Origin of the sequence: Blautia sp. An81, assembly GCF_002161285.1 — a bacterium.
In the GTDB taxonomy this organism is placed as follows: Bacteria; Bacillota; Clostridia; order Lachnospirales; family Lachnospiraceae; genus Blautia; species Blautia ornithocaccae.
This window is the reverse complement of sequence record NZ_NFHH01000004.1, coordinates 204,583-228,051: the sequence shown is the minus strand read 5'-3', so window position 1 is coordinate 228,051 and position 23,469 is coordinate 204,583. Positions and strand designations below refer to the sequence as shown.

The 23,469-nt window shown below is 43.4% G+C and carries 21 protein-coding genes; 4 read left to right on the top strand and 17 right to left on the bottom strand.

The features are described 5' to 3' along the window. Window positions 1–61 precede the first annotated feature (61 nt). The 6 genes from B5G33_RS05875 to B5G33_RS21055 form a co-directional block, all read right to left on the bottom strand. The gene (locus B5G33_RS05875; protein WP_087417008.1) at window positions 62–1,456 is read right to left on the bottom strand and encodes a glycine--tRNA ligase; all 1,395 of its coding nucleotides are present in this window, start codon (window positions 1,454–1,456) and stop codon (window positions 62–64) included. A 128-nt stretch (window positions 1,457–1,584) separates the two neighbouring features. Further along, entirely contained in the window at window positions 1,585–2,328 is a 744-nt protein-coding gene (recO, locus tag B5G33_RS05870; RefSeq protein ID WP_087417007.1) for a DNA repair protein RecO, read from the bottom strand. Further along, window positions 2,328–3,233 carry a GTPase Era gene (era, locus tag B5G33_RS05865; protein ID WP_087417006.1) on the bottom strand — a complete coding sequence of 302 codons (906 nt, stop codon included), beginning with the start codon at window positions 3,231–3,233 and terminating at the stop codon, window positions 2,328–2,330. Before era ends, recO begins: the two co-directional genes overlap by 1 nt. Window positions 3,234–3,250: 17 nt before the next feature. After that, the gene (locus tag B5G33_RS05860; RefSeq protein WP_087417005.1) at window positions 3,251–6,169 is read right to left on the bottom strand and encodes an insulinase family protein; all 2,919 of its coding nucleotides are present in this window, start codon (window positions 6,167–6,169) and stop codon (window positions 3,251–3,253) included. Between the two features lie 140 nt (window positions 6,170–6,309). Further along, complete coding sequence (locus B5G33_RS05855; protein ID WP_087268944.1) at window positions 6,310–6,957, bottom strand: phosphoribosyltransferase; 648 nt, start codon at window positions 6,955–6,957, stop codon at window positions 6,310–6,312. Then, window positions 6,932–7,177, bottom strand: a complete 246-nt coding sequence (locus B5G33_RS21055; protein WP_143276498.1) for a hypothetical protein — start codon at window positions 7,175–7,177, stop codon at window positions 6,932–6,934. Before B5G33_RS21055 ends, B5G33_RS05855 begins: the two co-directional genes overlap by 26 nt. Window positions 7,178–7,406: 229 nt before the next feature. Between B5G33_RS21055 and B5G33_RS05850 the strand changes: the two genes are divergently transcribed. Further along, entirely contained in the window at window positions 7,407–8,723 is a 1,317-nt protein-coding gene (locus B5G33_RS05850) for a hemolysin family protein (protein WP_087417004.1), read from the top strand. Window positions 8,724–8,869: 146 nt separating this feature from the next. Here the strand turns inward: B5G33_RS05850 and nifJ are convergent, their stop codons facing one another. Both nifJ and B5G33_RS05840 read right to left on the bottom strand, forming a co-directional pair. Then, the gene (nifJ, locus tag B5G33_RS05845) at window positions 8,870–12,409 is read right to left on the bottom strand and encodes a pyruvate:ferredoxin (flavodoxin) oxidoreductase (RefSeq protein WP_087417003.1); all 3,540 of its coding nucleotides are present in this window, start codon (window positions 12,407–12,409) and stop codon (window positions 8,870–8,872) included. A gap of 227 nt (window positions 12,410–12,636) precedes the next feature. Next, window positions 12,637–13,035, bottom strand: a complete 399-nt coding sequence (locus B5G33_RS05840; RefSeq protein WP_087417002.1) for an RrF2 family transcriptional regulator — start codon at window positions 13,033–13,035, stop codon at window positions 12,637–12,639. 216 nt (window positions 13,036–13,251) lie between these two features. On the opposite strand from B5G33_RS05840, the gene B5G33_RS05835 reads away from it, so the two are divergent. Beyond that, window positions 13,252–14,883: an ABC-F family ATP-binding cassette domain-containing protein gene (locus tag B5G33_RS05835; RefSeq protein WP_087417001.1), complete on the top strand. Its 1,632-nt coding sequence runs from the start codon at window positions 13,252–13,254 to the stop codon at window positions 14,881–14,883. A gap of 93 nt (window positions 14,884–14,976) precedes the next feature. Here B5G33_RS05835 and B5G33_RS05830 read toward each other — a convergent pair whose 3' ends face one another. After that, window positions 14,977–15,882: a helix-turn-helix domain-containing protein gene (locus B5G33_RS05830; RefSeq protein ID WP_087268958.1), complete on the bottom strand. Its 906-nt coding sequence runs from the start codon at window positions 15,880–15,882 to the stop codon at window positions 14,977–14,979. Between the two features lie 155 nt (window positions 15,883–16,037). Between B5G33_RS05830 and uxuA the strand changes: the two genes are divergently transcribed. Beyond that, entirely contained in the window at window positions 16,038–17,117 is a 1,080-nt protein-coding gene (gene uxuA / locus B5G33_RS05825) for a mannonate dehydratase (RefSeq protein ID WP_087268960.1), read from the top strand. A gap of 26 nt (window positions 17,118–17,143) precedes the next feature. Next, a complete protein-coding gene (locus B5G33_RS05820; RefSeq protein WP_087268963.1) occupies window positions 17,144–18,754 on the top strand; it encodes a mannitol dehydrogenase family protein in 1,611 nt (536 codons plus the stop codon). Between the two features lie 284 nt (window positions 18,755–19,038). On the opposite strand, the gene B5G33_RS05815 is transcribed toward B5G33_RS05820, so the two are convergent. From B5G33_RS05815 to B5G33_RS05780, 8 genes are all read right to left on the bottom strand, one after another. Further along, complete coding sequence (locus tag B5G33_RS05815; protein WP_087268966.1) at window positions 19,039–19,440, bottom strand: response regulator; 402 nt, start codon at window positions 19,438–19,440, stop codon at window positions 19,039–19,041. Between the two features lie 188 nt (window positions 19,441–19,628). Beyond that, complete coding sequence (gene queC / locus B5G33_RS05810; protein ID WP_087268969.1) at window positions 19,629–20,318, bottom strand: 7-cyano-7-deazaguanine synthase QueC; 690 nt, start codon at window positions 20,316–20,318, stop codon at window positions 19,629–19,631. An 11-nt stretch (window positions 20,319–20,329) separates the two neighbouring features. Then, window positions 20,330–20,827 carry a preQ(1) synthase gene (queF, locus tag B5G33_RS05805; protein ID WP_087268970.1) on the bottom strand — a complete coding sequence of 166 codons (498 nt, stop codon included), beginning with the start codon at window positions 20,825–20,827 and terminating at the stop codon, window positions 20,330–20,332. Between the two features lie 73 nt (window positions 20,828–20,900). Beyond that, window positions 20,901–21,428: a QueT transporter family protein gene (locus B5G33_RS05800; protein WP_087268973.1), complete on the bottom strand. Its 528-nt coding sequence runs from the start codon at window positions 21,426–21,428 to the stop codon at window positions 20,901–20,903. 253 nt (window positions 21,429–21,681) lie between these two features. After that, window positions 21,682–22,212, bottom strand: a complete 531-nt coding sequence (locus tag B5G33_RS05795; RefSeq protein WP_087268976.1) for a putative ABC transporter permease — start codon at window positions 22,210–22,212, stop codon at window positions 21,682–21,684. A gap of 11 nt (window positions 22,213–22,223) precedes the next feature. Further along, entirely contained in the window at window positions 22,224–22,502 is a 279-nt protein-coding gene (locus B5G33_RS05790; protein WP_087268979.1) for a hypothetical protein, read from the bottom strand. Between the two features lie 61 nt (window positions 22,503–22,563). Then, the gene (locus tag B5G33_RS05785) at window positions 22,564–23,007 is read right to left on the bottom strand and encodes a hypothetical protein (RefSeq protein WP_087268982.1); all 444 of its coding nucleotides are present in this window, start codon (window positions 23,005–23,007) and stop codon (window positions 22,564–22,566) included. After that, on the bottom strand, window positions 22,985–23,458 hold the full coding sequence (locus tag B5G33_RS05780; protein ID WP_204247342.1) for a DUF3990 domain-containing protein: 474 nt from the start codon (window positions 23,456–23,458) through the stop codon (window positions 22,985–22,987). Before B5G33_RS05780 ends, B5G33_RS05785 begins: the two co-directional genes overlap by 23 nt. Window positions 23,459–23,469: the final 11 nt, after the last annotated feature.

Below are 23,469 nucleotides of genomic sequence, written 5' to 3'. Positions count from 1 at the left end.
CCCTTCCAGGCTCTGCTGCCGGAGTCAGATATTCTCCTGGGTCTTAAATCTGCCCCTGAGATTAAAAATCAAATTTCTCTTCGAAATAGGCTTTCAGATCTTCAATCTTTACTCTTTCCTGTTCCATAGTATCACGGGCTCTTACGGTAACTGCCCCGTCATTTTCAGAGTCAAAGTCATAGGTGATGCAGAAAGGAGTACCGATTTCGTCCTGGCGGCGATAACGTTTTCCAATGTTTCCTCTGTCGTCATATTCACAGTTATATTTCTTGGAAAGCTGCTGATAAACTTTCTGCGCTCCCTCTGCCAGCTTTTTAGAAAGTGGAAGCACACCTATTTTCACTGGCGCCAGAGCCGGGTGGAAATGAAGAACTGTCCGGACGTCATTCTTTTCTGCGTCCAGAACCTCTTCATCATAAGCGCTGCAAAGGAAAGCCAGAACCATACGGTCAGCTCCCAGTGAAGGCTCGATTACATAAGGAACATATTTTTCTTTTGTCTCATCATCAAAGTAAGTCAGGTCCTGTCCGGATACTTCCTGGTGACGGGACAGGTCATAGTCAGTCCTGTCAGCGATTCCCCACAGCTCGCCCCAGCCAAAGGGGAAGAGGAATTCTACGTCAGTGGTGGCCTTGCTGTAAAAGCTCAGCTCCTCTTTATCATGGTCACGATAGCGGACTTCTTCTTTCTTCAATCCCAGGCTGTATAACCAGTCCAGACAGAACTGTTTCCAGTAGGCAAACCACTCCAGGTCTGTGTCCGGTTTACAGAAGAACTCCAGTTCCATCTGTTCGAATTCACGGGTACGGAAAGTAAAGTTTCCGGGAGTGATCTCATTTCTGAAAGATTTTCCAATCTGAGCAATACCAAATGGAAGTTTCTTTCTGGAAGTTCTCTGGACATTTTTAAAGTTTACGAAAATTCCCTGAGCAGTCTCAGGTCTTAAATATACGGTATTTTTCGCGTCTTCTGTAACGCCCTGGAAAGTTTTGAACATCAGGTTAAACTGACGGATGTCTGTAAAGTTATGCTTTCCGCAGCTTGGGCAGGGGATATTGTGCTCTTCAATAAAGTTCTTCATCTCTTCCTGACTCCAGGCGTCTACACTGCCTTCCAGCTTGATGTGGTTTTCTGCACAGTAATCTTCAATGATCTTATCTGCACGGAATCTCTCATGACATTCTCTACAGTCCATAAGAGGATCAGAAAATCCTCCCAGATGACCAGATGCTACCCAGGTCTGAGGATTCATGAGGATGGCACAGTCAACCCCTACATTATAAGGGCTTTCCATAACAAACTTCTGCCACCAGGCCTTCTTTACATTATTCTTTAATTCCACACCCAGGTTTCCATAATCCCATGTATTTGCCAGGCCGCCGTAAATTTCGGAACCTGGATACACAAAACCTCTGGATTTTGCCAGGGCTACGATTTTTTCCATTGTCTTTTCCATTGTATGATCTCCTCTGTTACAATATTTCCTCAGAAACTCCGTGGGATTCCTGGGATTGTCTCACCGATAAGCCATATTATAACTGCTGCAAACATTCTTTTCAACTACTAAAAGGCTGTTTTTCCCTGTTAATCCATGATTTTCAGGATTTCCAGGCTCTTAAATTCCCGGTCTATGTACCTTTTCATATAAGCCCGCATCACCCTTCCCACTTCCTCCCGGACTTCTCTGGTCACAGTAAAGGAGTAAAGCTTCTCCAGCTTTGCGGCAATAATAAACTGAAGGGTATACAGAGCAGCGGGACTTACATGGATCAGGCCTTTCTGCACATTTCCACAGGAAGAGCAGTAGACGCAGGAATCTTCCACAGAAAACCATTCTATGTTTTCAGTTGTGCCGCAGCCTGCACAGGTAAATACCGAAGGATATTCTCCATTGATAGTCATGAGCTTCAGCTCAAAAATATACCGGATCAGCACATTGTCCACCTGTCCTTTGATCAGCGCCTTTAAGGTCACATACAGCAGATTCAGCATTTCCTTTCCATCTGCATTTTCCCTTGCATAATAGTCTGCCAGCTCCAGAAAGTAAAATCCATAATACACTCCCGGCTGGATTCCTGCCAGTTCAGAAAAATAATGGATAACTGAGGCAGAGCGCATCTGATAGGCAGTCCTTCCCTCGTATAAAAAGAAAGCGCCAAAAACAAAAGGATTGGCCGCTGCCAGAAGAGAACTGTTCTGCCGTCTGGCACCTTTTGCAAAAGCTGTGATCTTCCCTCTCTCTCTGGTAAGGAGCACAAGCCTTTTGTCATAATCTCCCACCGGCGTGGCAGACAACACCATGCCAGTGACTGTTATCAAATCGCTCATCAGATTTCCTTCTTGTCATATCCGAAGTTTTTTATAAGAAAATCACTGTCTCTCCAGTCTTTCTTCACTTTTACCCAAAGCTTCAGATTTACCTTTGTTTCCAACATATTTTCAATTTCTGTTCTGGCCTGACTGCCGATCTTCTTCAGCATAGCGCCCTGTTTGCCTATGATAATTCCTTTGTGGGAATCTCTTTCACAGATAATGGTGGCGTCAATATCTACCATATTCCCCTGAGGACGTTCTTTCATTCTCTCGATAGTTACTGCAATACCGTGGGGGATTTCCTCTTCCAGGCAGCGGAGGGCTTTCTCCCGTATCATTTCTGCCACGATCTGTCTCTGGGGCTGGTCGGTTACCGTATCCTCGTCATAAAACTGAGGGCCGTAAGGAAGATATTTAAATATACACTCTAAAAGGGTATCCAGATTTACGGAACGCAGGGCAGACACCGGCACGATCTCCGCAAAGTCATAAAGCTTTCTGTATGCCTCTATAAACCCTGCCACCTGTTTTTTCTCCACTTTGTCCACTTTATTCATGACCAGGATCACCGGCAGCTTTGTTTTCTGAAGCTGCTGGGCAATATGCTTCTCTCCTGCTCCGATATAATCAGAGGCTTCCACCAGCCAGAGGATCACATCTGCATCCTGGAAGGTCCTCTGGGCCACATTTACCATATATTCTCCCAGCTTATTTTTTGCCTTGTGTATTCCAGGGGTATCCAGAAACACAATCTGTCCTCTTTCACTGGTATATACCGTCTGGATCCTGTTTCTGGTAGTCTGAGGCTTTCGAGATGTTATGGCAATCTTCTGGCCGATCAGATGGTTCATCAGCGTGGATTTTCCTACATTAGGCCTGCCGATAATAGCCGCAAATCCTGATTTAAAATCTTCCTTCATATATTCTCCTCTTTTCTCTACAGCAGATGTTTGATTTCCTTAAATACTTCTTTATCCTGCTGAAGTTTCTCTTCACTTCCGATCACGCAGATCCTGTTCTGGCCTACAATAGTGTCTACGATTCCTGCCAGATTCCGGATATCCTCAGGCTGAGCGTCTAAGATTTCCTGTCGTTCTTTTTCCATATCCTCTCTGGTGATCCCTGAAAACCAGGCATTCAAAGACATAGAACCTTTGGCTGAAGGAGTCAGGGGCGCGTCTATCTCACTGATGGTTCCGATAATATATTTTGTCATCTCCCGCTCGTCTGCGTCAAAGGAACGGATAAAGTCTCCTGTCTTTTGGAACACCTCCAGGGTATTCTTCAGGTGAGGATCCCGGTAAGATACCAGAAATCCGTCTCCGGTCCTCCGGAATCCGCTCATACAGCCGTAAGCTCCGCCTTTTACCCGGATATTAGTCCACAGATACTCATAGCTAAGCATTACTTTTAAAATCCGGAGAGCTCCCGTATACTCATATCCTCCTTCGGCAAAGTTTCCTGCCACGGCCACATACTGAACCTGGCCTGAGGTCTGGAAGCCTTCGTTTTTATTTTCAAATGCTGGATTTAACTGGGCATCTTCCAGTTCTCCTTTCCAGAGAACTTCCTTCAGCCCTTCCACTTCTTTTTCCAGATAGCCGTATCCTTCCTGGTCCGCTGTATAGCTGACAACAAGATTTTCTCTGCGGAATACCAGTTCCATAAGTTCTTTCAGATTGTCTATGATCTCTGCTTTCCGCTCCTGGAAGTTTTTCTCCAGTTCATCAATGAGATTATAAAAATCAATTCCTGCAATCTTTTCCTGGAAATAAGAATTTTCAGAGAAATAAGACAGAGCTCTGTTCACCGCCGTAGAATGGCCTGCAGAAACCATACTCATCTGCATTCTGGATTTCATCTTGGCGATGATCTCATACAGCCGCTTTTCATCATCCAGTTTTGAAGTGCAGAGAATTTCCCTTATCATCCGGAAGACAAAAGGCAGGTCTTTATACAGGGCCTTAGCCTTTATCCCCATCATGTGGGTAGTGATCCGGTTGTCTTTGGCATTGCCAAACACCTGAATGCCAAAGAAAATCCCGCCAGTCTTAGCATTAATCTCATTAAACAGCTCTCCGTAGGTATAGTTCTCTGTACCTACATAGCCCAGCACAGACTTCAGGATTCCCAGATAAGGAACCAGTCTGGAAGGTACTTTCTTAGTATCGAACAGCAGGTTCAGATAGCCGATGCCATTTGTATACAGATCATGATGAAGGATCAGTGTTTCTCCGGAATGCTTTTCTGTATTATAAATCTTGCCGCTGGTTCTTCCAATATCTTCCCGCTTCAGAAGAGGAATGGTCTTAAGGGCCTCTTCTGTTTCCGGAGCATCCTGGTACTCTTTTAAATGAGCCGTATCTTTTACCAGTTTTTCCAGTTCCTCCTGGGAAAGAGATGCCTTGTAGTCTGCCAGCTTTTTCTCCAGCTCTCCCTCTCTCTGGGCAGCCAGTCCTCTCTTTGGATTTACCACTACCACAGAAGCATGGGTATTGTCCAGAAGAAATTCCTGAATTAATTTTTCAAAATATCCAGTCTCAGCCTTTTCCTTTAATTTTTCATAAATACCCAGACGTTTTAAATGGTCAAAGGGCTTACTGTCATCATAAAGCCAGCTGTCAAATACATCAATTCCATACATCAGTCCTTTAGGGAAGGAAGAATAGTCTGCTTCCCGGAACCGAAACTCCATATAATTGATACCGGCAGCCACGGCCTTCTGATCGATTCCTTCTTTCACAATCTTTTCCAGCGTCTCACGGATCAGGGAAATAAATTTCTCCTTATCCTCTGGTCTGGCATTTTTGGCCACAACGGAAAAGAACGGCTGATAAATTCCATCCTCATAAGAGCCCAGGATATCTTTACCGATGCCTGCATCCAGAAGCACCTGCTTCAGGGGGGCTCCCGGAGCGCTTAAAAGCACATAGTCCAGCACCTCAAAGGCAGTGCATCTCTCTACGTCCAGGCTGTCTCCGACCACCAGATTATAAGACAGATAGGAGTTTTCTTCCACAGGCTCACTTTCTGATATAGGGTACTCCATCTCGATTTCTTTTGCCTTGTCAAAGGACTTCTGTCTGGGTATGGCGGAGTCTACCGGTATAGCATCATATTTTGAAAGATATTCCTTGTCCATCCAGTTCAGCCTTTCTTCCATATCCATATCTCCATAGAGATAGATATAGCTGTTGGCCGGATGGTAATACCGGCTGTGGAAGGAAAGGAACTGGGAATATTTCAAATCCGGAATATACTGAGGATCTCCCCCTGATTCTACGCCGTAGGGGGTATCCGGGAACAGAGAATTGAAAATTTCCCTGTCCAGCACATCTTCCGGAGAAGAAAAAGCCCCTTTCATTTCATTGTATACTACGCCGTTTATAGTAACAGGACTGTTCAGGTCCTTCATTTCATAGTGCCAGCCTTCCTGGCGGAAAATCTCTTCCCTCTTGTAAATATTCGGAAAAAATACCGCATCCAGATATACATGCATTAAATTTTTAAAATCCTGGTCATTACAGCTTGCAACAGGATACATAGTCTTATCCGGATAAGTCATTGCGTTTAAAAAGGTATTCAGAGAGCCTTTCACCAGCTCTACAAAAGGATCCTTCAAAGGGAAATGTTCTGAGCCGCATAATACGCTGTGTTCCAGAATATGAGCCACTCCTGTGCTGTCCGCCGGAGGAGTCCGGAAGGCAATATTAAAGACTTTGTTGTTATCATCATTTTCCAGCACCATGACTCTGGCCCCGCTTTTTTTATGCTTCAGCAGATATCCCTGAGAATGAATATCGGGGATTTCCTGCTGCATTATCAGCTGGTATCCAGGTACTGCTTCCAATTTCATAATCATTCCTCCTGATGTATTTTATATCCGGCCCCTCTCTCAGGGCCTCTTTTTATACAATAATAGCCCGGACAGACAAATCTGTCCAGGCTATTAATATAGCACATTTTCCCTTAAGATGATAGGGGCATTTCAAATGTTTAGAGTTTTGAATACCCGTATCCATTAACGATGGCGTCGATTTTTTCTTTCTTTTTGCACATAGGGCACTGCTCAGCAGGATAAGACTCATAGTTTGGTATGTCCTGCTTATAAAATACAGAATTGATGTCCAGACCTGCTACTTTGGTCACTGCGCTGAATATTGCAGAAACCCCCTGAATAACGCCGCCATAGTATAATACGCTTTCCATACACTGACGGAGAGTGGCGCCCGTGGTGATAGAACCCATAAGGATTACCACATTCCGGTTCCGTACCATGTGCTGGATATTGTCACGGAAGATCATCTGGCCATTGGAATTAAACTCCGGAGTTACAATATAGATAGTCTTATGGGCATTCATGGATAATACCCCTGCTTTTGCCAGTTCCTCTGCCAGAAAGGCTCCGATCACTTCCAGACCGTCCATGCAGATAATAGAATCTACCGGCGTTGTGGTTTCATATCTGCTGGAAAGAAGTTTTGCAATCCTGGCAGCCTCTGCACATCTCGTCTTCATAGTTGTCATATCCAGATAGTGACTGATATGAGACTGGGACGTAACAAAGTGCCCCGGAATAATCTTTAACTGAATCCTTTCATCTCCTTTTGCATAGACTTTAAACATCCTTGCTTCTAATTCCATAACCATGCCTCCTCTCGAGATTTTCTGTTAATCTCTTTATTCCTGCGAGCAACGAGCCAAGGGGGCATGCTTGCATGTCCATTTGGCGACTGCCGCAAGGGTCTTTAGACTCACGAACAATTTTCTGATAATTATTATAGCACTCTTTTCCCATAAAAGAAAGAAAAACCTTGTACTTCTCCCTGCTGAAAAAGAGGTTTTTCTTGACAACTTCCGCCATATATGATAATTTTATTAGCAAATCAGAAAGGAAGTGAATATTTACATGGACGGAGATCCTGACACTTGTAGTTGCAAATATCGAAATTCTGCCAATCCATGTTTATTATTATGAATACATAACGGGGCAGTTACACAGGGAGTAAACAGAAGGTTTTTCTGTTCTTTTTTGTGTGACCGTCCCTTTTTGCGTTTCTTAATAATATAACATTGGAGGAAAATAATAAATTATGATTGGCTCGATTATTCTATTAATTGTATTGATTTTTTTAAATGCTATTTTTGCCAGTGCGGAAATTGCTGTAATTTCCATGAACGATGCAAAACTGAAAAAGCTCACAGAAGAGGGAAACAAAAAGGCTATTAAACTGACAAAGCTGACCGAACAGCCTGCAAGATTTCTGGCTACCATACAGGTTGTAATTACCTTAGCCGGATTTCTGAACAGTGCTTTTGCTGCAGACTATTTTGCAGATCCTCTTGTAGATCTGTTTGCAGGTCTGGGCGTACCCATTCCCAGAAGTGTTTTAAGTTCGGTTTCCGTTATTATTATCACCGTGATCCTTTCCTATTTTAACCTGGTCTTCGGTGAGCTGGTTCCCAAACGTATTGCCATGAAAAAGACAGAATCCCTTTCCCTGGCACTGGCTGGTCCTTTATACACGATTTCCAAGATCTTCACTCCCCTGGTATTTCTTCTTACAGTATCTACCAACGGTGTGCTGAGGCTTCTCGGCATCGATCCAAATGAAAGTGAAGAACAGGTTACAGAAGAAGAAATCCGTATGATGCTCTCCGAGGGAAGCCAGCAGGGCACCATTGATCAGAGTGAAACGGAAATGATCCAGAATGTATTTGATTTTAATGATATATCCGTGGAGCAGATCTGTACTCATCGTATTGATGTAACTTCTCTGGATATCAACGATAGTCTGGAAACCTGGCAGGGAATTATTTTTGAAAGCCGGCACACATTCTATCCTGTATACAAGGAAAACACAGATAATATCGTAGGAATCCTGAATACGAAGGATTACTTCCGCATGGAAAACAAGGCGAAAGAGGAAATTGTAAAGAATGCTATTGATAAACCCTGGTTTGTACCAGAAAACATGAAAGCAAATGTTCTCTTCCAGAATATGAAAACTTCCAGAAAATACATTGCCGTATTGATTGATGAATACGGCGGTATGTCCGGTCTGATCACACTTCATGACCTGATCGAGGCTCTGGTAGGCGATCTGTATGAATTAGAGGACGCCGTACAGTCTCCGGATATCCTGCAGATCGGAGAAAACACCTGGGAGATTCAGGGTTCCGCAGATCTGGAAGACGTAGCCGAGGCTCTGGACATTGAGCTTCCTACGGAAGATTTCGATACTTATAATGGTTATGTCTGCGATGTAATCGGACGTGTTCCTGCAAACGGAGAGACCTTCTCCTGTGAAACGGAAGATCTCAGCATTCAGGTACATAGTGTGGTAAACCACCGTATCGGAGACAGCACTGTGATCAAAAAGATAAAACCAGAGGAAGAAGACGAATAAAGTCCATTATACTGCTGTGTCTGTCTTTTCGCGTATAGGAAACAGAGTTCTCTATGCACAAAGAAGGCGTCTGTCCCGGAAAACCGGTACAGACGCCTTCTCTTCTGTTTGGACACATTTATAATTCTATTATTCTATGATAAAGCTTACTCTTCTGTTTTGCTGTACAGAGTAACCAGCTTCTGGAGATATGCATATCTCTCTTTTGCTTCTTCCTCGTTCTTAGCAAAGAGTCTTGCTGCCTTTTCAGGATTGGAGCGTTTCAGAGAATTGTAACGAACCTCTCCGTCAAGGAATGCCTGGTAATCATCAGCTGTTGGAGCTTTGGAATCCAGTGTGAACTTATTCTCAGCAGCAGGATTGAAGCGGAAGTTGTGCCAGTATCCGCACTTAACTGCCAGTTCTTCCTCAGTCTGAGCTTTGCTCATACCTTTCTTGATACCATGGTTGATACATGGAGCATAAGCGATGATCAGAGATGGTCCCGGATATGCTTCTGCTTCTGCAATTGCTTTAACAGTCTGGTTGAAGTCAGCACCCATAGCAATCTGTGCTACGTATACATAACCATAGCTCATAGCGATAGAAGCCATATCTTTCTTCTTAACCTCTTTACCGCCTGCAGCGAACTGTGCAACAGCACCTGTAGGTGTAGATTTAGAAGACTGTCCACCTGTGTTGGAGTAAACTTCTGTATCGAATACCATTACGTTGATATCCTGTCCGGAAGCCAGTACATGGTCAACACCGCCGAAGCCGATGTCGTATGCCCAGCCGTCACCGCCGAATACCCACTGAGATTTCTTAGCCAGGAAGTCTTTGTTCTTAACAATGTCTTTGCATACGTCACAGTCAACACCTTCCAGTGCAGCTACTAATTTATCTGTAGCAGCTCCGTTAGTGATTCCGCTGTTGAATGTATCCAGCCACTCTTTGCATGCAGCTTTTACTTCTTCAGAAGCATTTTCATTAGCCATTACAGACTCAACTTTTTCCTTTAATCCGCCACGGATTGCTTTCTGAGCCAGCAGCATACCATAACCAAACTCAGCATTATCTTCGAACAGAGAGTTGGACCATGCAGGACCCTGTCCTTTCGCATTTACTGTGTATGGTGTGGATGGTGAAGAGTTACCCCAGATAGAGGAGCATCCTGTAGCATTTGCGATGTACATTCTGTCACCGAACAGCTGTGTGATCAGTTTTGCGTAAGGTGTCTCACCACATCCTGCACAAGCTCCTGAGAACTCAAGGAGAGGCTGTTTGAACTGAGAACCTTTTACTGTATTCTCTTTGAATTTAGCGATAACATCTTCTTTTTCAGGTAATGTTACGCCGTAGTCAAAGTATTTCTGTACCCCTGCATTTGCTTCCATGTTTTCCATAGTAAGGGCTTTTGCACCTTTCTTACCTGGGCAGACATTTGCACAGGAACCGCATCCTGTACAGTCGTAAGCAGATACAGTCATAGTGAATTTGTATTCTTTCATACCTGTCAGAGGCAGTGTCTGCATTCCTTCTGGAGCTGCAGCAGCTTCTTCTTCTGTCAGGGCTACCGGACGGATAACTGCATGTGGGCAGACATATGCACAGCGGTTACACTGGATACAGTTGTCTGGATTCCATACAGGGATATCCACAGCGATACCACGTTTTTCATATGCAGAAGATCCGGATGGAGTTGTACCGTCTACATAATCTTTGAAAGCAGATACTGGCAGAGAGTTTCCTTCCTGAGCATTTACTTTTGCCTGAATTGTATTAACGAATTCAACAACGTCCTCACGTCCGCTTTCAGCATGTGCCATTACAAGACCTTCATCTGCACAGCTCTTCCAGCTTTCCGGAACCTGTACTTCAACAACCTGTTTTGCACCTGCATCGATAGCGTCATAGTTCATCTGAACGATAGCGTCACCTTTTCTTCCGTATGTTGCTTTTGCAGCAGCTTTCATTAATTCAATAGCATGCTCTTCCGGAATGATGTTAGCCAGTTTAAAGAATGCAGACTGAAGAACTGTATTGATACGTCCGCCAAGTCCGATCTCTTTACCGATCTTGATACCGTCGATCACATAGAACTTGATGTTGTGGTTAGCGATGAAGGATTTCACCTGTCCTGGCAGATGTTTTTCAAGGCCTTCCATATCCCATGGGCAGTTCAGCAGGAATGTACCGCCGTCAACCAGTTCCTGTACCATGTTGTATTTGTTGATATAGGAAGGATTGTGGCATGCTACAAAGTTTGCCTGTTTGATCAGGTATGTGGATTTGATCGGGCTCTTACCGAAACGCAGGTGAGACATTGTAACACCGCCGGATTTCTTAGAGTCGTAATCAAAATATGCCTGAGCGTACATATCTGTGTTGTCACCGATGATCTTGATGGAGTTCTTGTTTGCTCCAACAGTACCGTCAGCTCCTAATCCCCAGAACTTGCAGTTGATGGTTCCTTCCGGTGTAGTAACCAGAGGAGCGCCAACTTCCAGAGATAAGTTTGTAACGTCATCTACGATACCGATTGTGAATTTCTGTTTTGTTGTGTTTTCGTATACAGCAACGATCTGAGCAGGTGTTGTATCTTTGGAACCTAATCCGTAACGGCCTGTGAATACAGGTACATCATTGAATTTTGTTCCCTTCAGAGCTGCTACAACGTCTAAGTACAGAGGCTCGCCAAGAGAACCTGGCTCTTTTGTTCTGTCTAATACGGAAATCTGTTTTACAGAATCAGGAATCGCATTTACCAGTGCTTCAGCGCTGAATGGTCTGTACAGGCGAACAGTAACAAGACCAACCTTTTTGCCCTGAGCCATTAAGTAATCGATGGTTTCCTCGATTGTCTCACATGCAGAACCCATAGCGATGATCACATGCTCTGCGTCTTCTGCTCCGTAGTAGTTGAACAGTTTGTAGTTTGTTCCGATCTTAGCATTTACTTTGTCCATGTATTCCTGTACGATTGCCGGCAGAGCATCGTAGTATGGATTACATGCTTCTCTTGCCTGGAAGAAGATATCAGGGTTCTGAGCAGAACCTCTCTGGCATGGATGATTTGGATTTAATGCATGTTTACGGAATGCATCAACAGCATCCATATCTACTAAATCCTTTAAGTCTTCATAATCCCATGTCTCGATCTTCTGGATCTCGTGAGATGTACGGAATCCGTCGAAGAAGTTAATGAATGGAACTTTTCCTTTGATAGCTGCACAGTGTGCAACTGGTGTCAGGTCCATAACTTCCTGTACGGAAGATTCACACAGCATAGCGCAGCCTGTCTGACGACATGCATAAACATCGGAGTGATCACCGAAGATAGATAATGCATGGCTTGCCAGAGCACGAGCGGATACGTTAAATACGCCCGGAAGCTGCTCACCGGCGATTTTGTAAAGATTTGGGATCATCAGCAGAAGGCCCTGAGATGCAGTATATGTTGTAGTCAGGGCACCAGCTGCCAGAGAACCGTGAACTGCACCGGCTGCACCGGCTTCAGACTGCATTTCAGTAACCTGAACTTCCTGTCCGAAAATGTTCTTTCTTCCCTGTGTTGCCCATTCGTCTGTGGCTTCAGCCATTACAGATGACGGGGTAATTGGATAGATAGCTGCAACATCTGAATATGCGTAGGAAGCATGAGCTGCTGCATGATTACCATCCATGGTTTTCATCTTTCTAGCCATTTGATTTTTTCCTCCTTGAAAATTGTTTTGAACAATATTCCACTTCTAACCTGAAGTCTATGAGAATTATAGCACGATTTAACAGGCATGTCTATTTATAAAATCAGAGAAAATCCAATGTTTTTACAAAAAAACAAATACCGGCACCTGGGCTATGGACATTTTGCCGAGGTGCCGGTACCGGTATTTCTATAATAAAAAAGGCGTTATCTATTGTCATCCTATATCTATTCCATTATTTCTGCTATGGTATGAGCCCGCAGTTCATTCACCAATGTGTTTTGTATCCTGCATAATTCGCTGTGTACTTTGCAGCCGCAGTCTGACTGATTATGAACGCAGGCCTTATCCGGGTTCATGCACTCGATCATATAAAAATCCGGCTCCACAGCCAGATATACGTCCAGAAGCGTAAGTTCTTCCAGAGACTTTTTCAGGGCATATCCTCCATTGCTGCCCCTGAAACTTTTCACAATATCTTTTTTCTCCAGTTTTTTCAATATTTTATAGACAAATGCCGGTGTCAGATCTTCCTTTTCACAGATCTGGTTCACACAGAGCTTTTCTCCACCTGCCAGAGCCCGGACGATCCGCACTGCATAGTCGCACTCTCTTGTAATTAACATGAATACTTTCCTTCCCTGTGGTTTTCATTCAAGACTTCCCGAACTGGCATCCGGGACTTTTGTAAAATATTATACCAATCTGTACCGTAATTATCAAGATATTTTTGTTCTAAGTTTCTGCAAGAAAGGCTTGCAAAATCCCGTTTTTACGGTAAAATAGAAGAGATTACGCACTAACAATTCTTTAACAAGAGAAAAGTGAGGGAAATTAAAGAAATGATTGCAGCAAATAATGTTACATTACGTATTGGTAAGAAAGCACTGTTTGAGGATGTCAATATTAAATTTACAGAAGGAAACTGCTACGGCCTGATTGGAGCTAACGGAGCAGGAAAGTCTACTTTCCTGAAAATCCTCTCCGGGCAGCTAGAGACCACCAAAGGAGATATCTCCATCACTCCTGGTCAGCGTCTCTCATTCCTGCAGCAGAACCATTTTAAATATGACGCTTATCCGGTACTGGATACCGTGATCATGGGAAATCAGCGCCTCTATGATATCATGAAAGAAAAAGAGGCCATCTACGCCAAAGAAGACTTTACCGATGAAGATGGTATCCGTGCCAGCGAACTGGAAGGTGAATTTGCTGAGATGAACGGCTGGGAGGCAGAATCTGATGCAGCTATGCTTCTAAACGGGCTGGGCATCGAAACAGATCTTCACTATTCCCAGATGGCAGATTTAAACGGAAGCCAGAAGGTCAAAGTACTCCTTGCCCAGGCCCTTTTCGGAAATCCGGATATCCTGCTTTTGGACGAGCCTACCAACCACCTGGATCTGGACGCCATTGAATGGCTGGAAGAATTCCTCATCAATTTTGATAACACCGTGATCGTGGTATCCCATGACCGTTATTTCCTGAATAAGGTATGTACCCATATCGCAGATATTGACTATGGAAAAATCCAGCTCTATGCCGGAAACTATGATTTCTGGTATGAGTCCAGCCAGCTTCTGATCAAACAGATGAAGGAAGCCAACCGCAAAAAAGAGGAAAAGATCAAAGAACTCCAGGAATTTATCTCCCGGTTCTCTGCAAATGCTTCCAAGTCCAAGCAGGCTACTTCCAGAAAACGCGCTCTGGAAAAGATCCAGTTAGACGAGATCCGTCCTTCCAGCAGAAAATATCCTTACATCGATTTCCGCCCTAATCGTGAAATCGGAAATGAGGTACTGATGGTAGAGGGACTTTCCAAAACCATTGACGGCGTTAAGATTCTGGACAATATCTCCTTTACTCTCGGAAGAGAAGACAAAGTAGCTTTTGTAGGCGGCAATGAAAGAGCCAAAACTGTACTCTTCCAGATCCTCATGGGAGAAATGGAACCAGACGAAGGAACTTACAAATGGGGCGTTACCACATCCCAGTCTTACTTCCCCAAGGATAGCACCAAGGAATTTGACAATGATCTGACTATTGCAGACTGGCTTACAGGCTATTCTGAGATTAAAGACGCCACCTATGTCCGTGGATTCCTGGGACGTATGCTTTTCCCTGGAGAAGACGGTGTGAAAAAAGTACGGGTACTTTCAGGAGGAGAAAAGGTAAGATGTCTTCTCTCTAAGATGATGATCTCCGGTGCTAATGTGCTGATTTTTGATGAACCTACCAACCACCTGGATATGGAGTCTATCACAGCGCTGAACAACGGTATGATCAAATTCCCCGGCGTGATCCTTTTCGCTTCTCATGACCACCAGATTGTCCAGACTACTGCCAACCGTATCATGGAGATCCTGCCAACCGGCACTATGATCGACAAGATCACCACTTATGATGAATACCTGGCCAATGATGAAATGGCAAGGAAACGTACTGTATACACCATGACCCAGGAAGATAACTAAATTATTTATTGACCTGTCCTAAAAGAACCGCTGCATTGAGGAAATTCCACAAACACAGCGGTTCTCTTTTTTCTAGAAAATTCTAACAGGCTTTCAGGGAACGTTTTCCTTTTTCTGGGGACTTCGCTGCTGAAGCTGTATCTTCATATCCCGGTATTCTTTTGGAGAAATCCCATATTCCTTTTTAAATGCCCGGTAAAAACTGGAATAATCTTTAAAGCCAAACATAAGATAAGCCTTGGTTATACTGATGTTACTGAGTATGGCGTCCTGACAGGCAGCCAGTCTCTTTTTCATAATATACTGATGTATGGATATTCCTGTATTTTCCTTGAAAATATGGGCAATATGATACTTGCTGGCATAAAATTTTCCAGCCAGATACTCCAGGGATAAATCCTGGTCCAACTGGGTATCTATATACTGGATGATATTTTCATACAAGTTCTGATCCTCCTTCAGCCTTCTTGGATGCGTTCTCTCATAGGCCATTCGGCTGAGGTGGAGAAAAAGATCGCAGATACCGATAAAAATTTTTTCTTCTTTTCCAAACCTGTCCCAGTGTATCTCCTCAATCAAATGAAAGATTCTGGACTGGATACTGCTGAAGTCCACTGCATCATTATGAAAAACATATTGCGGTTTCTCCCTGGCAAGACGGATAATATAGAAATATTCTTCGGACATCTGACGGATTCTCTCATAATAGTCCATACTGATCCAAAAGACAAAACGGCTGTAGGGCTTCTCTGAGTCATGAATAACTGCTTTATGATAAATACCCGGAGGGATTACCACTACATCCCCTGCCTTTAGACTGTAAAGCTGTTCTTCAATAAGGTAGGAAACAGTTCCCTCCAGAAAAAAATAAAATTCATAGTAATCATGGGCATGACTGTCTACGTTTGCCATGTGGCTGTCACTGTAATAGTATAGTTCATAATCCCTTGAAAGCATATACTGTCGAGTCAAAAACTGAGTTTTCAGGTTTTTTTTCATAATTTTCTTTTTCTCCCTATGAATTTATATAGATTTCTGTATCTATTTTAGTACAAAACCGCAAGTTTTGCAATGTATACAACAAACTTATCAATTGGCTTTTTTTTCCCTCGTCCATTATAATAAAATCATAAATCGAAAGTGAGGTATTTATTATGGAAATGACAATGCGCTGGTACGGCAAAGACCACGACACTGTAACTCTGGAACAGATTCGTCAGAGCTGCTATGTAAAGGGAATCATCACCACTCTGTATGACAAAATGCCCGGTGAAGTATGGACTCTGGACGAGATCATGGCAATGAAGAAAGAAGTAGAAGACGCCGGTCTTCATCTTGCAGGTATCGAAAGCGTAAACGTAAGCGATGCTATTAAAACAGGAGCTCCGGAACGTGATAAAGATATCGAAGCTTACATTGAAACCCTGGAAAACCTGGGAAAAGCTGATGTTCATATGGTATGCTACAACTTCATGCCTGTTTTCGACTGGACAAGAACAGAGCTGGAGCGTAAGAGAGACGATGGTTCTACAGTTCTCGCTTACAGCCAGGATACCATTGACAGCATGGATCCGGAAAAGATGTTCGACAGCATCAAAAATGACATGAACGGTACTGTAATGCCAGGCTGGGAGCCGGAACGTATGGAGAAAGTAAAAGAACTCTTCGCTCTGTATAAAGACATTGATGAAGAAAAACTTTTTGACAATCTGGTATACTTCCTGAAAGCCATTATGCCGGTATGTGACAAATACGACATCAACATGGCTATTCATCCAGACGATCCTTCCTGGAGCGTATTCGGACTGCCCCGTATCATTTCTTCTCAGGAAAAACTGAAAAGAATGATGGACGCTGTTCCAAATAAACACAACGGTGTAACCTTCTGCATGGGCTCCTATGGAACCAACTTAAACAACGACCTGATCGCCACTATTAAAATGCTGAAAGGCAGAATCCACTTTGCTCATGTAAGAAACCTTCGTTTCAACGACGGCATGAGAGATTTCGAGGAAAGCGCTCACTTAAGCTCCGACGGAACTTTCGATATGTACGCAGTAGTAAAAGCTCTGTATGAATCAGGATTTGAAGGACCTATCCGTCCTGACCACGGACGTATGATCTGGGGCGAAAAGGCAATGCCAGGATATGGACTTTATGACCGTGCCCTTGGCGCCGCTTATATCTGCGGACTTTGGGAATCTGTAGAGAAACAGGCAAAAGAAGCAAAATAATAAAAAGAAAGGATCGTGTGTAGATTATGAAACTGACTTTAGAAGGTCTGAAAAACACAAAGGACTGGGAAGCAGCCGGTATCGCTCTTCCATCTTATGATGTTGCAAAAGTAGCTGAAAACACAAAGAAAGCTCCTGTATGGGTACACTTCGGAGCAGGAAATATCTTCCGTATCTTCATCGGCGGTCTGGCTGACACACTGATTTCCAATGGTGCAGCTGACAAAGGTATCACCTGTGTGGAAACTTTCGACTTCGACGTAGTAGATAAAATCTACGTGCCTTACGACAATCTGGTATTAGCTGTTACTTTAAAGGCTGACGGCTCCACAGACAAGAAGGTTCTGGGATCTCTTACAGAGGCCATCAAAGCTCAGTCCAATGTTCCGGAATACTGGAACCGCCTGAAAGAAATCTTTGTTGATCCGGGTCTTCAGATGATCTCTTTCACCATCACAGAAAAAGGCTATGCTTTAAAAGGCGCTGACGGAAATTATTTCCCATTTATTCAGGCCGACATCGACAACGGTCCGGAGAAACCGGGCGCTGCTATGGCAGTTGTATGTGCTCTTCTCTTTGAGCGTTACAAAGCCGGAAAATATCCTCTGGCAGTAGTTTCCATGGATAACTGCTCTCACAATGGCGAGAAACTCCAGAACTCTATCACCACCATGGCAAAAGAATGGCTGGCAAAAGGATTTGTAGATCAGGGATTCGTGGACTATATTTCTGATGAGAAACAGGTTTCCTTCCCATGGTCCATGATCGACAAAATCACACCAAGACCTGCAGATTCCGTATGTGCAGATCTGGAGAAAGCCGGAGTGGAAGACATTGCTCCTGTTATCACCTCCAAGAGAACCTATATCGCTCCTTTTGTAAATGCAGAAGGACCTCAGTATCTGGTTATCGAGGACAAGTTCCCCAACGGAAGACCTGCTCTCGAAAAAGCCGGCGTATATATGACGGACAGAGACACGGTTAATAAAGTAGAGAGAATGAAGGTTACCACCTGCCTGAATCCTCTCCACACAGCACTGGCTGTATACGGCTGTGTACTGGGTTACACACTGATTGCTGATGAGATGAAAGATTCTCAGTTAAATAAACTGGTTCATGAGATCGGTCCCGTAGAAGGCATGCCTGTTGTTACAGATCCTGGCATCCTCTCTCCTGCTGATTTCGTTGACGAAGTTATCAACGTAAGAATTCCAAATCCATTTATGCCTGACACACCACAGCGTATCGCAACAGATACTTCACAGAAGGTAGGCATCCGCTATGGCGAAACCATTAAATCCTATGTGGAAAAATACGGCGATGCCAAAAAGCTCACTGCAATTCCTCTGGCTATTGCAGGATGGTGCAGATATCTCCTGGGCGTAAATGACGAAGGCGAGAAATTCGAGCTTTCCGCTGACCCAATGCTTCCTGAACTGTCTAAAGTACTGGAAGGCATTGAGGTAGGCAAACCGGAAACTTACACCGGACAGTTAAAGTCTATTCTTTCCAACGCCAACATCTTTGGAATCGACCTGTATCAGGCAGGTATCGGCGATAAGATCGAGGAAATGTTCAAAGAAGAGATTGCCGGACCTGGTGCCGTAAGAGCTACTTTGAAAAAATACATGGATTAATCCAATCTTAAAGGGGCAGCCCCACGAGAAATAAAATTCTCGTGGGGCTGCCCCGCTTTTGACTGCCTTTGGTACGGTTATAAATCAACATTCTAAGTTTATATCCGTACTTCTTACTGAATTTCTACGGTTTAAATCCGACTTCTTGAATATAAAGCCGTATTCCTTGCCGAATCCTACGGTTTATATTCAATTTCTTAATCTTTCGACCTTATCCCTTGTCAGATTTGATTCAAATCTGACTTCCACCTTTCTGGAGTTCTATTCCTGCTGAACCTTTTCTATTATTGTATCCGGACACACTCGTCCCCATATTTATATCTCTCCGCCCGGCGGAGCACTGCCCGAATCCTGGCCATCATTTCCACTCTTCCCATAGTTCCAGACAGATAGTCATCTGCCCCATGGTCGAAGCACTGGGCTTTTCTGAATCCCTCATTTGTATCTGAAACCATGATAACGGGAATCTGGACATATTCAAAAGAATCTCTTAGCACATCCAGAATCTCCAGCCCTTTTTCCCCGGGCAGATCATAGTCCAGAAGAATCAGTTCCGGACGATGCTGTTTTAAAACTTCCAGCAGTTCCTTTCCTGAGGGGACTGCTTCTGACGCATAACCACAAGATTCCAGTATATGCATCAGAGATTTTCGGAATTCTCCCTTAGGCTCAATACAGTAAACCACGGCTTTCCTCTCCTATCCTTTCATAGTATTTCACAATTATGATTAGATCCTTAGCCGTTCTATCTATTGCCTGTCTCCCAATCTGCTCCATATTCCGGCTCTTATCTCATATCTACCATTCTAATGCTTTACTGTAAAGAAAAAAATCATGATTTTGTAAACTTTCTGAAAACATTCTGCATTTAAGATTATTCCCCCAAAGCCGGGTCTTTTATTCCATTTGCCTCAAAAGCTTTCTGCCGGTCAATGCAGGTACCGCACACTCCGCAGGGAAATTCCTTTCCCTCATAACAGCTCCATGTAAACTCATATGGGACCTTCAATCTCAGACCTTCCGCCACGATTTCAGCTTTATTTTTATCAATAAAGGGCGCCTCTATGTAAAGAGCTTTTCCGCTGCCTTCATAAACCGCCTGATTCATACTGTCGTAAAAAGCCCGGCTGCAGTCCGGATAGGCATTTCCTGCAGCGTCATCCCGATGAGCGCCATAATAGACCACGCTGCAGTCCAGGGAAAGAGCCAGACTGGCGGCACAGGACAAGAAAAGCCCGTTTCGAAAAGGTACATAGGTAGATACCGGCGCTCCGCCTGTCTGTGCCAGCTGCTCTCCGTAAGAAGACTCTGGTATCTCTTCCTGGGAATGGGCAAGAAGGGAACAGCTACTGTAGGCAAAAATTGAAGACAGGTCCATTTCCATGCCCTTGATTTCATAATATTCCAGAATTTTTCTGGCTGCCTCCACTTCTTTTTCATGTTTCTGTCCATAAAAAACAGAAAGAGGAATCACATTTTCTTTTCCGTATTTTTCTATAGCCAGGCCCAGGCAGGTAGTGCTGTCAATACCGCCGCTGAATAAAACCATTGCTTTATCTCCCATGTCTGCTCCTCCTATCGGTTATCCACTTTTTCCGGGTACAGGTCATGATGAGTCAGCCGTTCAAAGGCCACTTTCTCCCAGACTGTGCCTGATTTCCCATAATTACAATAGGGGTCAATGGAGATTCCCCCTCTGGGGGTAAATTTCCCCCATACTTCAATATATTTTGGATCCATCAGCCTTATCAGGTCTTTCATAATGATATTTACGCAGTCCTCATGAAAATCTCCATGGTTCCTGAAGCTGAAAAGATACAGCTTCAGAGACTTGCTTTCCACCATTTTCTCTCCAGGCACATAAGATATATAAATAGTGGCAAAGTCCGGCTGTCCTGTCATAGGACACAGGCTGGTAAACTCCGGACAGTTAAATTTCACAAAGTAATCATTTTCCGGATGCTTGTTTGGAAATGTTTCCAGCACCTCCGGGGCATAGTCCGATGGATAAGAGACTTTCTGATTTCCCAGAAGAGAAACTCCTTCCAGTTCTTTCTCTGTTCTTCCGCTCATTTCTCATTTACTCCTTTATAAAGAATCTTATAAACTTTCCAGCCGCAGAAGCCATGCTTCCCGGCTGGATTTTTCAGTGTTCTGTCCTCTGCTTTCCTGTTATACCGGCTGTTCTTCCCGGATATAGCACTTTCTCCAGAGCTTTAACCATGACCACTCCCACGATAGAGGGGATCAGCTGCCCTATGCAGAGATTCACCGCCATAAGAGGATATGGCATGGAAAGAAAATAAGACAGATAGGTAGCCACTCCCAGCCCAGGCACCAGTACAATGGGAACTGTGATCAGTACCTGGTTCCAGTTTTTCCTGCGGATCAATACAATGCAGGCTGCAGCGATCATTCCTACGATGCAGCCGCCCAGCATATCAATAATGCCGAATCCGCCGAATAACATGTTCGATATAAAATTGGCGAGACCAAGGGGTAAAACCAGGAACGGAAACAGATATGCAAGAGCATACAGAGCCGTAGCGATGCGGATCTGATATGCGCCAAAAGAGAAACTTTGGGTAAAATAGAGAATGACAATATACATTGCCATGACCATTGCAGAAAAAGTCATTTTCTGCACCCGGCTCATTTTTGCAGGATTATCCATATTCGTTCACCTCCAAACAGAAAAAGCAGAACCGCCACACAACAGAATCCAGGATATTTTTCTATATCTGGATTTCATATGTGACAGTCCTGCGTCAACAACTTCATAATTCTTTCTTGTTGTCCCTAGTTTTGTTTAATGACAGGATGGTCTCGAACTGTCAATTCCATATCTGGAAGTAACTTATGTCTGTATCTCAGACGAAAAACATTATACCGGATTTTTCTATCTGTTTCAAGCCTTTTGTAAATCCTTACTTCAGAAACAGATAAATCACATCTGCGCACAGCAGAATCGCCAGAATAGCAGACGCCGCCTGAATGACTTTCTCCGGCATTTTTCTGACTCCTTTTTCAAAAAGAGGCTGAAGGATATAGAGAAAAATCATTCCTCCGATCCCAAAGCGTATGCTGGGGTTAAGGGCCACTCTTCCCTGGAAGTTAAAAGCAAATCTGGTGTAATCCCACATCCATTCCCCTCTTGTAGCTTCCATGATGTAGCTGGCCGCCAACTCTACTACTGTAGTAATCACCACAATTCCCAGAAAAACCAGGATTGGGGTAATATTCAGTTTCCATACTCTGATTTTTTTCTTCATGAGCCAGCTCAGAGAAAAAATCAGGATCAGCGCCCCGAAACCATAAATAACACAGTATGGGCCGAAAAGTACACCTCTGTTAGAAAATCCCCATCTGTAAACTACTACCTCCAAAAACACCTCATAGCACCAGCCGATAATAGAATAAAACATAAAGTATAAAAAATATTCCTGTAACTTTTTCACTCTTTTTCTCCTTATTGCAAATCCTCTCTGGTAATTTCTATAGACGGATAGTGAGCCAGTTCCGTCAAATCAGTATCTAAAGGTACACTGTAAACCATATAATAATTCTCAGGACTTTCCTCCAATAACTCCTGAAGTTTCTCTCTTGCAAGCTCCTTCTCTTCTGTGGCAAAGACCACAGATACTACTCCTGTTTTTCCATCTTTTTCCTCTTCTACGCTGCCACATAAGATCAGTTTCAGTCTTCCTTCTCCTTCTAGTCCCATTTTCACATAATCTTGATAATCCATATATGCCCCTCCTGTATCATTTTCTTTCTTATATCTCGTAAATTAACTTCAGCAAGGCAATTTATTCTAAAAGCCTTCCCTCCCGATAAGACCATTCCAAATAGCTGGGATTTTGATAATACAAATCCGTACTGAAATCAGAAATTTCATCACTGATAAAAGAAGTAAAAATTTTTATCAATTCCTGAACTTCTTCTCCCGGTTTTGCACAGTCTTCTATCATAATACTATATAAACGTCCTATATCCAGAAAACTTGGAATCGAATATTGACTATCCGATATCGTGTCAAAATTTCCTGTCGGAATTTTATAACGGTCTATAATTTCATCACTGACCTGTTCAAAAGAAAGACAGTGGTTTACTTCTGCATCATACAGTTCTTTCTTCACACCTTCTTCGCCCATAGCACGGACGATGACTCCTCTTTTATTTCTGGTCTTTCTTGCCGTAAATTCTATGAGAGCACACACGTAAAAAAAGTCATTTTTTTCTTTTTCTGTCATAGATTATTTCACTCCTCTCAAAAGACAAACAATTTAAAGCCGATAAAGTATGAAAACTGATCTGATGTGTGGGATATTTAAACTCTGCCAAAACCCAAAATTGCTTTCTTGTAATCCTTCCTGCCAAAAAGTCATTTACATAGTTCCAAACAGTGTCATTAGCCATTGGTCCCTCTACAATATCATAAGAATGTATTTTCCCACTTCTACATTCTGCTATAAAATCCAGCCACTCATCGCACATCTTTTCAAATTTTAGAATAGAAAGAGATTCGTCTAAAGTATAATTATAATAATTAACAATCGGAGTCCCCTCTCCTCTGTTTGCCCACCTAATTGCCTGCTCTAAATTATTTGTACAATAAAATCCCCAAGAAAAATCTTTTGTGTATCTTGTCTTACGAATTTCTGGAAATTCTACAACTTCTTTACTGGCATGATACAAAATCATAATGAAGCTTC